General features: G+C 63.8%; 10 protein-coding genes. 1 reads left to right on the forward strand and 9 read right to left on the reverse strand.

Going from position 1 to position 14,046, the window contains the following annotated elements; translation table 11 throughout:
- Positions 1–22: 22 nt before the first annotated feature.
- From hfq to miaB, 7 genes are all read right to left on the reverse strand, one after another.
- Entirely contained in the window at positions 23–259 is a 237-nt protein-coding gene (hfq, locus tag ACSAMP_RS10895; RefSeq protein WP_441796890.1) for an RNA chaperone Hfq, read from the reverse strand.
- A gap of 82 nt (positions 260–341) precedes the next feature.
- Positions 342–1,286 (reverse strand): tRNA (adenosine(37)-N6)-dimethylallyltransferase MiaA, encoded by a 945-nt coding sequence (miaA, locus tag ACSAMP_RS10900; RefSeq protein ID WP_457800461.1) that lies wholly within the window; start codon positions 1,284–1,286, stop codon positions 342–344.
- A gap of 420 nt (positions 1,287–1,706) precedes the next feature.
- Complete coding sequence (locus tag ACSAMP_RS10905; protein ID WP_457800462.1) at positions 1,707–2,399, reverse strand: hypothetical protein; 693 nt, start codon at positions 2,397–2,399, stop codon at positions 1,707–1,709.
- Positions 2,400–2,604: 205 nt separating this feature from the next.
- Entirely contained in the window at positions 2,605–4,638 is a 2,034-nt protein-coding gene (gene mutL, locus ACSAMP_RS10910; RefSeq protein WP_457800463.1) for a DNA mismatch repair endonuclease MutL, read from the reverse strand.
- A 15-nt stretch (positions 4,639–4,653) separates the two neighbouring features.
- Positions 4,654–5,103, reverse strand: a complete 450-nt coding sequence (locus ACSAMP_RS10915) for a hypothetical protein (RefSeq protein ID WP_457800464.1) — start codon at positions 5,101–5,103, stop codon at positions 4,654–4,656.
- Positions 5,104–5,244: 141 nt separating this feature from the next.
- Complete coding sequence (gene mutS / locus ACSAMP_RS10920; protein WP_457800465.1) at positions 5,245–7,848, reverse strand: DNA mismatch repair protein MutS; 2,604 nt, start codon at positions 7,846–7,848, stop codon at positions 5,245–5,247.
- 106 nt (positions 7,849–7,954) lie between these two features.
- On the reverse strand, positions 7,955–9,367 hold the full coding sequence (miaB, locus tag ACSAMP_RS10925; RefSeq protein ID WP_457800466.1) for a tRNA (N6-isopentenyl adenosine(37)-C2)-methylthiotransferase MiaB: 1,413 nt from the start codon (positions 9,365–9,367) through the stop codon (positions 7,955–7,957).
- 486 nt (positions 9,368–9,853) lie between these two features.
- On the opposite strand from miaB, the gene ACSAMP_RS10930 reads away from it, so the two are divergent.
- The gene (locus ACSAMP_RS10930) at positions 9,854–11,275 is read left to right on the forward strand and encodes a glycine--tRNA ligase (protein WP_186878588.1); all 1,422 of its coding nucleotides are present in this window, start codon (positions 9,854–9,856) and stop codon (positions 11,273–11,275) included.
- A gap of 609 nt (positions 11,276–11,884) precedes the next feature.
- Here the strand turns inward: ACSAMP_RS10930 and ACSAMP_RS10935 are convergent.
- A complete protein-coding gene (locus ACSAMP_RS10935) occupies positions 11,885–13,084 on the reverse strand; it encodes a vWA domain-containing protein (RefSeq protein WP_457800467.1) in 1,200 nt (399 codons plus the stop codon).
- A gap of 4 nt (positions 13,085–13,088) precedes the next feature.
- Positions 13,089–13,898, reverse strand: coding sequence for an AAA family ATPase (locus ACSAMP_RS10940; RefSeq protein ID WP_441796881.1), 810 nt, complete (start codon positions 13,896–13,898; stop codon positions 13,089–13,091).
- Positions 13,899–14,046: the final 148 nt, after the last annotated feature.

The following is a 14,046-nucleotide window of genomic DNA, read 5'->3' on the forward strand; positions in this document are numbered from 1 at the left end:
CCGCCGCCCCGGCGGGGAGGCGTTACTCCCCGGAGTTCTGCTCCGTCAGGGGGACGGGGCGCTCCGGCGTAATGGTTGAAATGGCGTGCTTATAGACGAACATCTGCTTTCCGTCGCTGGTCAGCACCACGGAAAAGGCGTCGAAGCCGGTGACATAGCCCCGCATCTGAAAGCCGTTCATCAAAAACATGGTGACGGGGCGGCGCTCCCGGCGCAGCTGGGTGAGAAAAATTTCCTGAAGGTTGTTGGTTTTCTGCATAAGTAGCACTCCTTTTTCTTTTGGGGCCCGTCCCAAACCCTCGGGCGACGCCGGGGGTGCTTGGGAAAGTCCCTGAGTGCTTTTATACTAAACCAAATTCTTCCATATATTCTGTCGAAGTCTGGAGGGCAGCCGCAAAATCCGGCTCCCGGCCCCACAGCAGCCACCGGGCGGCCTTGTTCCGCTTAAACCAGGTGAGCTGCCGCTTGGCATACTGGCGGGAGCGGAGCTGGATCTCTTCGGCGGCCGCCCGGACGTCCCCGCCGGACAGCAGGGCGGCGGCCATCTCCTTATAGCCGATGGCCTGCATGGCGGTACACTTGGCGGGCACGCCGGAGTCTAAAAGGCCCTGCACCTCCGCCACCAGCCCCTGGTCCATCATCTGGTCCACCCGGCGGTCAATGCGGCTCCACATGTCCTCCCGCCGCTCAAAGGCCAGGGCCAGAGTCAGGGCGTCATACCGGGGCGGGATGGCCTGGGTCTCCAGATTGTGCTGGGTGATGGTCTTGCCTGTGGACTGATATACCTCCAACGCCCGGACGATGCGCTTTTCGTCGTTGGGGTGGAGGCGGGCGGCGCTGTCCGGGTCCACCTGGGCCAGGCGGGCGAGCATGGCGGCCCCGCCCTCCCGGCGCAGCTGCTCCTCCAGCTGCCCCCGCAGGGGGCTGTCCGGCTGAAAGGGCGCAAAGGTCCGGCCCGAGAGCAGCGAGTCGATATAAAGCCCCGTGCCCCCGGCCAGAATGGGCAGCTTTCCCCGGGACAGGATGTCGTCCACGCATTTGGCAGCCATGTCTACATACCGGGCCACGGAGAAGTCCTCCTCCGGGTCGGCCACGTCCAGCATGTGGTGGGGCACGCCCCGCATCTCTTCCCGGGTGGGCTTGGCGGTGCCGATGTCCATGCGGCGATAGATCTGCATGGAGTCCGCCGACACCACCTCGCCATGGTGCCGCAGGGCCAGCTCCACCGCCAGGGCCGTCTTCCCCGAGGCCGTAGGCCCGCAGATGACTAAAATTTTAGGGGGCATAGGATTCACCTTCTTTGAGTTAGGAGTGATGAGATAGGATGTAGGAGTTAGCCTTCCCCTGGGGGAAGGTGGCGCGGGCGCAAGCCCGTGACGGATGAGGGGGAGGGTGGCGAATATTGAGCGGTCAAGGCTTGGGGACGAGGGAACGGAATCCTTCCGTCACGGCTTCGCCGTGCCACCTCCCTTTAACAAGGGAGGCTGATGTTCCGCACCAATAGGCCCCCTTGTTAAAGGGGGCTGGCATCGCCGTAAGGCGATGACTGGAGGATTCCCACGCAACAGCTCCAATTCCTTCGGCGCTCCCCTCATCCGCCCCAGTGCGCCCACTGGGGCACCTGCCCTATCCCTTTTGTCCCTTCGGGACATTTCCCCTTGACAAGGGGAATCGGCCCCAGGGGAAGGCTTTAATCTGGGCCATCTTTATTTTTTCACCGGCCATCTCTTCACCGCGTCCCTCGCCGCCCTCAAAAACGCCAAAAAGCCGTCCATCTGCCGGTCGAAGTCCTCCTGGGCGGCCTTTTGCAGGGCGGACTTCTCCCCGTCGTCCTTCAAAAAGCAGTCGTCGGTGAGGGCGGCGATGTGGTCGGTGAGCCAGGGGGAGCGCTGGGTGAGGGTGCCGTCAAAATTCTCGCAGCACACCTCCACGGTGTGCGCCCCGTCGTCCAGGGGGCCGGGGGCGACCCGCAGGGAGTCGCCGGGGCGGGCGGTCAGGGCGTTTCGCAGCTCCCGATCCCCCAGCACCAGCTTGGTGAAGGCCCGGTCGTCCGTGGTCACCACCCGGCCCTTCAGGGCGGCGGGGTCGCCATAGTCCCGGCGCTCTCCCGCCAGACTCATCAGGGTCTGAAAGCCCGCCCCGGTCAGGTCCTTCCGGCGGATGTGCAGGGAGTAGCTGCCGTCCAGGGGGATGGTGGTCCGGGCGATCAGGCTGTTCCAGCTGCTGCGCCCCTCGGCGCACCGCTGGAGGAGGATCAGCAGGGGCGGCTCCTCCCCGTCGGGCAGCACCAGCTGGCTGTCGCACTGGTTCAGCCGCTCCCGGCCGCAGCTGAAAAAGCTGCCGCCCCGGCACTTCTGATAGCCCGCAAGAAATCGGTTCCAGTCGATGTAGCTGCTCATATGGACCCTCCTTTAGGTAGGTAGGAGTTAGGAGTGATGAGTGATGAGTTTTAGGACGGGGGCTACGGATTGCCACGTCGGGGCTTTGCCCCTCCTCGCAATGACGGAAACAGAAAGCCCCCGTATCTTGTCATTGCGAGGAGCGGAGCGACGTGGCAATCCGTCCCCCAACTCCTATCTCATCCCTCCTAACTCCTAACTAAACTCAAATCCTCTTAAACTGCTTCTCCAACTCCTTTTGCGTCAACTCAATGGCCACCGGTCTGCCGTGGGGGCAATATTTCACCTGGCCGGACATGACGGCCTGGGCTACCCGCTCCAGCTCCTGGTCGCTGGTCTTCCAGCCGCCCTTGATGGCGGCCTTGCAGGCCATGGTGTGCAGCAGCTCGTCCCGTGCGGCGGCGGGGTCGGCGTCCCCGGTGGTCAGCAGCTTTTGGGCCAGCTCAGACAAAGTGGTCTCGATGTCCCCGGCGTCCACGTCGAAGGGGGCCTGGCGCACTGCCAGGGCGTCCCCCAGCTGGTCCACGTCAAAGCCGAACTGCCCCAGCAATTCCTGGTGGGACAGCAGCACCTCCTGCTCCTCGGCGGGCAGGCGGCACAGGACGGGGGAGAGGAGGGTCTGGGCCATGGGGTCATAGCCCTGGGCCTTCATGCGGTCAAAGTTCATCCGCTCGTGGGCGGCGTGCTTGTCGATGAAGAACACCCGGTCCCCCTGCTCCACCACGATGTAGGTGTGCAGCACCTCGCCCACCATGCGCCAGGGGAGGTCTTCGGGGGTCTGGGGCTGCTCGGGTTCGGGCGACGGGCCGCTGGGGACAGCGGCCCCTACAGGTCTTTCGGGTTCTTTCGGCTCTAGGTTTTCCACATGGGGCTTCTCTGCCGTGGCAAAAGCCGCCGGTTGGGCGGGGGAGACGGGGGTGGGGGCAGAGATCTCCGGTTTTTTCTCCACAGCCACGGGTGAAACGGGGGAAACCCGGGTCAGGGGGCGATAGGTGCTGTCCTGGACCCGCAGGTTCACGGGGGGCGTGGCCGGTCTCGTGGGGATCGCCGGGCGCGGGGGTTGAGACGGGCCGCTGGGGACAGCGGCCCCTACGGGTCTCAGATCGGCGGCCCCTGCGGGTTCGGGCTTAATCGTCCCGGCGGGCTTGGCGGCGGGGCGGGGGGTGATGGTCAGCTGGTGCTCCGTCACCTGGTCCAGGGAGCGCACCCCGGGGATGGGCCTGGGCTTCAGCTCCACTTGCGGCCGGGAGCGGTCCGCCTCCAGTGCGGACAGGACTGCGTGGTACACGGCGGAGAACACCTGGCGCTCGCTGCCGAACTTCACCTCGCTCTTGGCGGGGTGGACGTTCACGTCCACGGCGCTGCGGCGGATGTCCAGGTGGAGGACGCAGCCGGGGAACTTGCCCACCATCTTCTGGTTCTGATAGGCCTGCTCCACGGCGGCGGTCATCAGGGGGCTTTTCACCGGGCGGCCATTGACGAAGAAGAACTGCCAGTTCCGGCTGGCCCGGCAGCAGGCGGGCATAGACACAAAGCCGGTGACCGACATGTCCTCCCCGGCGGACTGCACCGGGCGGAAGCCAAGGGCCAGCTCCCGGCCCAGTACGGCGTAGACGGCGGACTTCAGCTGTCCGTCCCCGGGGGTCATCAGCTCCTGCTTGCCGTCCCGGATGAAGTGGAAGGAGACCTCCGGGTGGGACAGGGCTGCCTTCTGCACCACGGCGAATACGGCGGCCCCCTCGGCGGCGTCCTTTTTCAAAAACTTCTGTCGGGCGGGGGTGTTATAGAACAGGTCCCGCACCACCATGGTGGTGCCCTGGGGACAGCCCGCCTCCTCCACCTGGCCGGGCACGCCCCCCTCCACCGTCAGGGATGCCCCCAGGGGGGCGTCGGCGGTGCAGGTGAGCACCTCCATGCGGGACACGGCACATATGGCGGCCAGAGCCTCGCCCCGAAAGCCCAGGGTGCCGATGGCCTCTAAATCCCGGGCGGAGTGGAGCTTGCTGGTGGCGTGGCGGAGAAAGGCGGTCTTCAGCTGGTCGGCGGGGATGCCGCCCCCGTCGTCCGTCACCCGGAGGAAGGTCATGCCCCCGTGGGCGATCTCCACCGTGACGATGGAGGCTCCGGCGTCCACCGCGTTTTCGATCAGCTCTTTGGCGGCGCTGGCGGGCCGCTCCACCACCTCGCCGGCGGCGATTAAATCGGCAACATGCGGGTCTAATACTGCGATCTCAGGCATGATGTACCCCTTCTCTTACACCTGGGGCTCCACGCCCCGGACCTGGTCCAGGGCGGCGGACAGCTGCCGCAGACTGTGCAGGGAGGCCAGGCGCTGGGGCCCGACGGCCACCCCCGCCAGGCGCAGCGGGGTCTTGGTCCAGATGGTCAGGGTCCACACCCCCCGGGTCATGGTGTGTTGGCGGAGAAAGGCGGACTGAATATCCCCGATCAAAATGGTCCGGCCGTCCAGCTCCAGGGCCCGGTCATCCATTGTCCAGGCCACCCGGCGGACATTCCAATTTTTCAGCAGCGTCACCCGCACCGCCACCAGCACCGCCAGGGTGGCCAGCACGCCGGCGGTCACCGTCTCCTGGGTGAGATAGGCCCGGGACAGGCCCCAGGGGATGAGACTCACCACAAAGGTGCAGATCCAATACAGTTCGTCCTTTCGGGGCTGGCGCAAAATCAGTTCTCCATGATGCATGATAAATGGCTCCTTTTGGGTCAATTTTGAATACGGTTTGTATTTTTTGATTTTGTTTATGCTGTTTGTTTTGAGGTCAATGCATCTGCGGGGTGCATCTGTTGTCGACGGGCCGACGCGGAGGTCGGCCCCTACGGCGGTTCACCCCTCCAGCATCCGCTTCAACTCGTCTAACAGATTCAGCGCCTGGATGGGGGAGAGGGCGTTCACGTCGGTCTGCTCCAGGCGGTCTAATACCGCCCGGCTGCCCAGGTCGGCCATGGAGAACTGGTCGTCCTCCGGCGCCTGGGCCGGCTGGGGATGGGTCCCCTGGCCGCCTTCCAGCTCGGTCAGGATCTCTCTGGCCCGGCGGATGACCCCCTCGGGCACCCCGGCCAGGCGGGCCACCTCGATGCCATAGCTCTGGTCCGCGCCGCCCCGTAGAATTTTCCGCAGGAAGATCACGTCCGCCCCCTTCTTTTTTGCGGCGATGTGATAGTTCTTCACCCCGGGGATGCGGCCCTCCAGCACGGTCAGTTCGTGATAGTGGGTGGCGAACAGGGTCTTGGCCCCCAGGCGCTTGGGGTCGGCGCAGTATTCCAGCACCGCCCGGGCGATGGACATGCCGTCATAGGTGCTGGTGCCCCGTCCGATCTCGTCCAGAATGAGCAGGGAGCGGCGGGTGGCGCTTTTCAGCAGGGCGGCCACCTCGGTCATCTCCACCATAAAGGTGGACTGGCCCGCCGCCAGGTCGTCGCTGGCCCCGATGCGGGTGAACACCCGGTCCACCACGCCGATGTGGGCCGACTGGGCGGGGACGAAGGAGCCCATCTGCGCCATCAGGACAATGAGGGCCACCTGGCGCATATAGGTGGACTTGCCCGCCATGTTGGGGCCGGTGATGATGGCGCACCGGTCCTCCCCCCGGTCCATGTGGGTGTCGTTGGGGACGAAGGGGACCCCTTTCAGGACTTTCTCCACCACCGGGTGCCGCCCCTGGGTGATGGTCAGGGCGTCGGAGTCGTCCACCTGGGGCATACAATAGCGGTTATCCGCCGCCACCGTGGCAAAGGAGTTCAGCACGTCCACCTGGGCCACCGCCCCGGCGGAGGCCTGGATGGCCGCCACCTGCTGGCACACCTGGTCCTTCAGTTGGCAGAACAGCTGATACTCCAACGCGGTCACCGTGTCCTGGGCGGACATAATGGCGTGCTCCAGTTCCTTCAGCTCCTGGGAGATATACCGCTCGGCGTTCACCGTGGTCTGCTTCCGGGTCCAGCTGTCGGGAACCAGGTCGATCTGGGACTTGGCTACCTCGATGTAGTATCCAAACACTTTGTTGGACTTGATCTTCATGTTTTTGATGCCGGTCTGCTCTTTGGTGTCCGTCTCCAGCTGGGCCAGCAGCTCGGCGGAGTGGTTGAGAATATTCCTCTGCCGGTCCACCTCGCCGTCAAAGCCGTCCCGGATGAAGCCGCCCTCCCGCACGGAGAAGGGTGGCTCGTCCACCAGGGCACGGGTCAGCAGGTCCCGCAGCTGGGGCAGGTCGTCCAGCTGCTGCCCCAGGGACTGGAGCAGGGCGGAGGGGCAGGGGGCGAGCAGCTCCCGGATGTGGGGCAGCTTGCCCAGGCCGGTATTCAGGGCGGCCAGGTCCCGGCCCCCGGCGGAGCCATAGACCACCCGGCCAATGAGCCGCTCCAGATCCGTCACCTCCCGCAGGGCGGCGGACAGCTCCTGGCGGGTGATGCTGTTCTCCACTAAATCGCCCACCGCCTGCTGCCGCCGGGAGATCTGGACGGGGGACAGAAGGGGCCGCTCCAGCCAGCCCCGGATCAGCCGCCCGCCCATGGCCGTGCGGGTCTTGTCCAGCACCCACAGCAGGCTGCCCTTCTTCTCCTTGCCCCGCATGGTGGCGGTGAGCTCCAGGGTCTGGCGGGCGGTGAGGTCCAGCTCCATGAACTGCCCCGTGGTATAGTAGGTGAAGTGGGCGATGTGGCTCAGGTCGGTCTTTTGGGTCTCGTACAGATAGGACAACAGGGCCCCCGCCGCCTGCACGGCGGCCTCCTCTCCCGCTCCCAGGCCGTCTAATCCAGACTGGAACTGCTTCTCCGCCAGGGCCCGGGCCACGTCGGGGCGGAACCGGCCCTCCCCCCCGTTTTCACAGGGGCAGTCCAGCCGCTCCTTCAAAAAGTCCCGCAGGCCGTCCACCTCCCAGGCTCCCGCGGACAGCAGGGCCTCCGCCGGGTGGAACCGGGCCAGCTCGTTTTTCAGGTGGTCCAGATTCTCCCCCCCGGCGGGGAAGGCGGTGGCATACACCTCGCCGGTGGACAGGTCGCACAGGCACAGGCCATACCGGGCCGAGTCGGCGTAGACGGCGCAGAGATAGTTATTCTTGCTGTCCTCCAGCATGGAGGAGGAGATGACCGTCCCCGGGGTGACCACCCGGATGATGTCCCGGTCCACCAGGCCCTTGGCCAGGGCCGGGTCCTCCGTCTGCTCGCAGATGGCCACTTTATAGCCCTTGGCGATGAGCCGGGCGATATAGCCCTCGCAGGAGTGATAGGGCACGCCGCACATGGGGGTGCGCTCCTCCGGGGGCTTGTTCCGGTCCCGGGTGGTCAGGGTCAGGTCCAGCTCCTTGGACACCAGCTTGGCGTCCTCGTTGAACATCTCGTAAAAATCCCCCAGGCGGAAAAACAGAATGGAATCGGGGTTCTGGGCCTTGATGTCCAGATATTGCTGCATCATGGGGGTGATCTCTGCCATAGTACACCGGCTTTCTGTGAGTTAGGAGGTAGGAGGGATGAGGTAGGAGTTTTGGACGGGGTCAAAAGCCTTCCCCCTCCCAGGGGGAAGGCTTTATATCGCGTCTTTACTCCAGCTCCCCAAACAGGGACCATTTGTTGGCCCCGGTGATCTTTACTTCTTTGAACTGTCCCAAGGCGGACTTGTCGCCCACCACCCGGACCAGGCGGTTGCCGGGGGTGCGGGCGGTCAAATCATAGCGGCTGTCGTCGCTCAGGCCGTCCACCAGGCAGCGCACCGTCTTTCCGATGTAGGCGGCGTGCTTTTCCTCGGAAATGGCGTCCTGCAGGGCGGTGAGGCGGTTGAAGTTGGCCAGCTTCTCCTCCCGGGACATGGGGTCGTCCATGCTGGCGGCGGGGGTGCCCACCCGGGGGGAGTAGATGAAGGTGAACAGGGCGTCGAAGCGCACCTCCTCCAGCACCTTCAGGGTGTCTTCAAACTCTTCCGTGGTCTCCCCGGGGAAGCCCACGATGATGTCAGAGGTGAGGACGATGTCGGGGATCAGGCGCTTCAGGTCCCGGATCTTGTCCAGATACTGCTCCCGGGTGTGGCGGCGGTTCATCACCTTCAGGATGCGGTCGTTCCCCGCCTGGAAGGGCAGGTGGAGGACGGGGGCCACTTTTTCGCACCGGGCCATGGTCTCAAACAGCTTGTGGGTGGCGTCCTTGGGGTGAGAGGTCATGAATCGGATGAGAAAATCTCCGGGGATGTCGTTGACAGCGGACAGCAGGTCAGAGAAGTCCATGGGCTCGGGCAGGTCCTTGCCATAGGAGTTCACGTTCTGACCCAGCAGGGTGATGTCTTTATAGCCCTGCTCTACCAGGCCCCGCACCTCGTTCAGGATGTCCTCCGGCGCCCGGGAGCGCTCCCGGCCCCGGACATAGGGCACGATGCAATAGGTGCAGAAGTTGTTGCAGCCATACATGATGGACACCCAGGCCTTGATGCCGTCCTGGCGGACGGTGGGGATGCCCTCGGCAATGGAACCGGCCTCGTCGGCCACAGAGAAGATGCGCCCCCGCTGGGTAAGCAGGGTGTGGACCATCTCCGGAAACTTCCAAAGGGCCTGGGGGCCGAAGACTAGGTCCACGTGGCGATAGGACTGGCGGATCTTCTCAGCCACGTGCTTCTCCTGCACCATGCAGCCGCACAGGCAGATGAGCTGCTCCGGGTGGCGGCGCTTGGTGTGGACCAGGGCGCCCACGTTGCCGAACACCCGCTGCTCGGCGTGCTCCCGGATGGCGCAGGTGTTGATGACGATGATACGGGCCTGCTCCGGGTCATCGGTAAAACCAAAGCCCATCCGCTCCAGATAGCCCCGGATGCGCTCTGAATCGGCCTCGTTCTGCTGGCAGCCATAGGTGTCCACCAGGGCCAGGGGCTTGTCCGCCCACTGCCCGGTCACCCGGCAGATGTCGTCGCACAGGGCCAGCTGGCGCTCCACCTCCGCCTGGGATATCTGGGTGGTCTTTCGTTCCATAAAGTATTGTCCTCCGTTCCGGCGCTTTCTTCGTGTTCATTTAAGTTAAGTAATTATTTTATCATGGCACCCGAAAAAACACAAGTGCGGGGGCGGGCATTTACGGCTTAAAGCCTTCCCCTGGGGGAAGGCTTTTGCCTTTGTCTTCTTTATAATCATCTATCCGCCCCTTGACACCGGCCCGGTTCTGTAATAAAATGTCCGGTAACAGCAACGACAGAGAACAGTACCCCGCGTCCGGGACGCAGAGAGAGGGCGGACGGTGAAAGCCCTTCGATGGCGCGGCGGGAAGGCACTTCTGGAGCGCGGGCAGGAAATGGCCCGCCGGTCCCCGCCGTTACCGGGAGGAGAGTGCGCGCCAGCCAGGCGCGAATTCAGGTGGAACCACGGACATTGTTTATGTTCGCCCTGAGCCTTACCTGGGCTCGGGGCGTTTTTTTCTGCCCTGAGTCACAACAAAATCAAGACAGAAGGAGTTTGATCCCCATGAAGAACACCGAAAAGACCATGGAAAAGATCGTCGCCCTGTGTAAGGGCCGCGGCTTCATCTTCTCCGGCAGCGAGATCTACGGCGGCCTGGCCAACACCTGGGACTACGGCCCCCTGGGCGTGGAGCTGAAGAACAACGTGAAGAAGGCCTGGTGGAAGAAGTTCGTCCAGGAGAACCCCTATAACGTGGGTCTGGACGCCGCCATTCTGATGAACCCCCAGGTTTGGGTGGCCTCCGGCCACGTGGGCGGCTTCTCCGACCCCCTGATGGACTGCAAGGAGTGCAAGGAGCGCTTCCGCGCCGATAAAGTGATCGAAGACTGGTGCCAGGAGAACAAGTTCGACCTGGGCCACAGCGTGGACGCCATGAGCCAGACCCAGATGAAGGAGTTCATCGACGAGCACCAGATCGTCTGCCCCTCCTGCGGCAAGTTCAACTGGACCGACATCCGCCAGTTCAACCTGATGTTCAAGACCTTCCAGGGCGTGACCGAGGACGCCAAGAACACCGTCTACCTCCGGCCCGAGACCGCCCAGGGCATCTTCGTCAACTTCCAGAACGTGCAGCGCACCACCCGGCGCAAGCTGCCCTTCGGCGTGTGTCAGGTGGGCAAGTCCTTCCGCAACGAGATCACCCCGGGCAACTTCACCTTCCGCACCCGTGAGTTCGAGCAGATGGAGCTGGAGTTCTTCTGCAAGCCCGGCACGGAGCTTGAGTGGTTCGCCTACTGGAAGCAGTTCTGCCACCAGTGGCTGCTGGACCTGAACATGAAGGACGAGAATCTGCGCCTCCGCGACCACGACCCCGAGGAGCTCAGCCACTATTCCAACGCCACCACCGACTTCGAGTTCGTCTTCCCCTTCGGCTGGGGCGAGCTGTGGGGCGTGGCCAGCCGGACCAACTTTGACCTGACCGCCCACCAGAAGACCTCTGGCAAGGACATGTCCTATTTCGATCAGGAGGCCAACGAGCACTATATCCCCTATGTCATCGAGCCCTCCCTGGGCGCTGACCGCGTGACCCTGGCCTTCCTGGTGGACGCCTATGACGAGGAAGTGGTGGACGCCGAGAAGAACGACGTGCGCACCGTGCTGCGCCTGCACCCCGCCCTGGCCCCCTATAAGTGCGCCGTGCTGCCCCTGAGCAAGAAGCTGGGCGAGAAGGGCCGCGAGATCCAGCAGATGCTGTCCAAGTATTTCATGGTGGACTACGACGACGCCGGCTCCATCGGCAAGCGCTATCGCCGCCAGGACGAGATCGGCACCCCCTACTGCATCACCGTGGACTTCGAGACCGTGGGCGACGACAAGACCCCCGCCGACAACGCCGTCACCATCCGCGACCGCGACACCATGGAGCAGGTCCGCGTCCCCATCGACCAGCTGAAGAGCTGGCTGGAGGAGAAGCTGGCTTACTAAGCAAAAAGTTCAGAAATAACACGACCCCCGCTGGAAATTCGCATTTCCAGCGGGGGTTTCTGTTTGCCTTCCCCTGGGGGAAGGTGGCGCTGGCGCAAGCACCCGCAAGGGGTACGCCGCATTCGTAAGGCAGCAAAGCTGCCAACGACTGCGCAGCCCGTGACGGATGAGGGGACCACGGGGGTGCATCCGTTATCGGCGGGCCGACGCGGAGGTCGGCCCCTACACCAGGCTACGATGGCTCTCGTAGGGGCGGACCTTTGCGCAGCCGTTGGCGACGAAGGAGCCTTACGGATGCGGCATACCCCTTGCGGGTACTGTGTCCGCCCGCGATGGCCGCCGCATTTTCGGCGGAATCCTCCAGTCATCGCCTGCGGCGATGCCAGCCCCCTTTGACAAGGGGGCCTAATGGTACGTAACAGCAGCCCCCCTTGTTAAAGGGGGGAGGGCCGCGAAGCGGCGGGGGGATTCCGTCGGGAAAATTTCCAGCCCTTCAGCGTTCCCCTCATCCGCCCCAGTGTGCGCACTGGGGCACCTTCCCCCAGGGGAAGGCTCTTAGGCTCCCCTGAAAGGGGAGCTGGCGCCGCAGGCGACTGAGGGGTTTTCCCCTCACCTCGCCAGCAGTTTCTTCATGGCCTCCTCCAGGCCCTCCACGGTGAGGGGGAACATGGGGAAGACCCGGGCGATGGCGTCGTAGGTCTGGGTCCAGTAGTCGCCCCACACGGGGCGCTCGCTGGGGTTGAGCCAGACCACGTTGGTGTAGCGGCTTTTAAAGCGCTTGAGCCAGTCCAGGCCGCACTGGGGGCCGTCGCCGGTGTTGTTCCGGCCATAATAGCCCCCCAGCAGCTCGTAGGGGGCCATCTGGGCGTCCCCCACAAAGATGACCTTCCAGTCCCCGGGCAGGTTGGACAGCACCCAGTCGGTCAGCACCGACTCCCTGGTCCAGAGCATGGGGTCCTTATACAGGCGGCCATAGACGCAGTTGTGAAAATAAAAGACTTTCAGATCTTTGAAGTGCCCCGACTTGCTCACCGCCTGGAACAGGGAGGAGCACAGCTGGCTGTAGTAGTCCATGGAGCCGCCGGAGTCCATGAGCAGCAGCACCTTCACCGTGTTCTCCCGTGGGCGCTTATAGCGCACCTGGAGCACGCCGCCCTGGTCGGCGGTGTCCTTGATGGTGTTGTCCACGTCGAATTCGGTAGGGGGCAGGTCCACCAGGCCGGAGAACTGCCGCAGGCGGCGGAGGGCCACCTGGAACTGGCGGGTGTCCAGGGTATTGTCCCGGCGGAAGTCCCTAAATTTCCGCTCCCCCGCCACCCGAAAGGCCCGGTGGTACATGGACTGTCCCCCCACCCGGATGCCCTTGGGGGACAGGCCGGAGTTTCCGAAGGTGGACATGCCGTGGGTGCCCACCCAGTAATTGCCCCCGTTGTGCTCCTCGTTCTGCTCCTGCATGCGCTCCTTCAGCATCCGCTCGATCTCTTCTTCGGACAGGCCCATGTTCTTCAGGGCCTGCTCCTCGTCCCAGTTGGCATAGTCATTCAGCACGTCGGGCCGGTTTAGCCAGTCCATCAGCTCCTGGGACACCTCCTGCTGGAAGGGCACGTCCCGGAAATACTCCAGAAACACCCGGTCAAACCGGTCAAAGTCCGCCTCGCTCTTCACCAGCAGACAGCGGCACAGATAGTAAAAGCCGGTGAAGCTGGACCCGTGGAGCCCCTTGTCCAGTGCCTCCATCAGGGACATCCACTCCGTCAGCGAGACTTTCAGGCCGCTGGCCCGGAGGAGATAGAGAAAATCCTCGAACATAGGCTCACCGCCAGTTGCGCCGCAGGGCGTCCATGTCCTCGTTCTTCTTCAGCAGCACGCCCAGATAGGGCACCTCCTTCACCACCCGGCGGGGGTCCACGCCCCCGTGGACCAGGGCCTGGATCCAGTCGATGATCTCGCTGGTGGAGGGCTTTTTCTTGATCTGGGGCAGCTGGCGAATTTTATAGAATGCCTCCAGGACTTGCGTGAGCAGCTTGTCGTCCAGGTCGGGGAAGTGGACCCGGACGATCTGGGCCATCAGCTCCTTGTCCGGGAACTCGATATAGTGGAAGACGCACCGGCGCAGGAAGGCGTCGGGCAGCTCCTTCTCCGCGTTGGAGGTGATGATGACCACCGGGCGGTGCTTGGCGGTGACGGTGCGGCCTGTCTCCGGGATGTGGAACTCCATGCGGTCCAGCTCCCACAGCAGGTCGTTGGGGAACTCCAGATCGGCCTTGTCGATCTCGTCGATGAGGAGGATCACCTGCTCGTCGGCGGTGAAGGCCTCGCCCAGCTTGCCCAGCTTCACGTATTTTTCGATGTTGTCCACGCCCTGGCCGCCGAACTGGCTGTCATACAGCCGCTGCACCACGTCATAGACATACAGGCCGTCCTGGGCCTTGGTGGTGGACTTGATGTTCCAGATGAGCAGCTTTTTGTTCAGGGCGGCGGCGATGGCCTCGGCCAGCATGGTCTTGCCGGTGCCCGGCTCGCCCTTGATGAGCAGGGGCTTTTGCAGCACCATGGCGATGTTCACCGAGCGCATCAGCTCCTCCGAGGCCACATAGTCCTGGCTGCCTTTGAATTCGTTCATGGGGGTTTCCTCCTTGCAAAATAGCTTTTCAGGCCCCCTTGTGAAAGGGGGCTGTCATCGCCGCAGGCGATGACTGAGGGATTCCGTTTTCAGGATCGCTTTCCTGTGGTCGGAATCCTTCCGTCACGGGCTGCGCCCGTGCCACCTC

It is taken from the genome of Flintibacter sp. SJQ-8 (genome assembly GCF_054108085.1).

What these genes read in the sequence shown, in the direction of transcription:
- hfq (WP_441796890.1), bottom strand. Translation starts at nt 259, where the DNA reads ATGCAGAAAACCAACAACCTTCAGGAAATTTTTCTCACCCAGCTGCGC.
- miaA (WP_457800461.1), bottom strand. Translation starts at nt 1,286, where the DNA reads ATGCCCCCTAAAATTTTAGTCATCTGCGGGCCTACGGCCTCGGGGAAG.
- ACSAMP_RS10905 (WP_457800462.1), bottom strand. Translation starts at nt 2,399, where the DNA reads ATGAGCAGCTACATCGACTGGAACCGATTTCTTGCGGGCTATCAGAAG.
- mutL (WP_457800463.1), bottom strand. Translation starts at nt 4,638, where the DNA reads ATGCCTGAGATCGCAGTATTAGACCCGCATGTTGCCGATTTAATCGCC.
- ACSAMP_RS10915 (WP_457800464.1), bottom strand. Translation starts at nt 5,103, where the DNA reads ATGCATCATGGAGAACTGATTTTGCGCCAGCCCCGAAAGGACGAACTG.
- mutS (WP_457800465.1), bottom strand. Translation starts at nt 7,848, where the DNA reads ATGGCAGAGATCACCCCCATGATGCAGCAATATCTGGACATCAAGGCC.
- miaB (WP_457800466.1), bottom strand. Translation starts at nt 9,367, where the DNA reads ATGGAACGAAAGACCACCCAGATATCCCAGGCGGAGGTGGAGCGCCAG.
- ACSAMP_RS10930 (WP_186878588.1), top strand. Translation starts at nt 9,854, where the DNA reads ATGAAGAACACCGAAAAGACCATGGAAAAGATCGTCGCCCTGTGTAAG.
- ACSAMP_RS10935 (WP_457800467.1), bottom strand. Translation starts at nt 13,084, where the DNA reads ATGTTCGAGGATTTTCTCTATCTCCTCCGGGCCAGCGGCCTGAAAGTC.
- ACSAMP_RS10940 (WP_441796881.1), bottom strand. Translation starts at nt 13,898, where the DNA reads ATGAACGAATTCAAAGGCAGCCAGGACTATGTGGCCTCGGAGGAGCTG.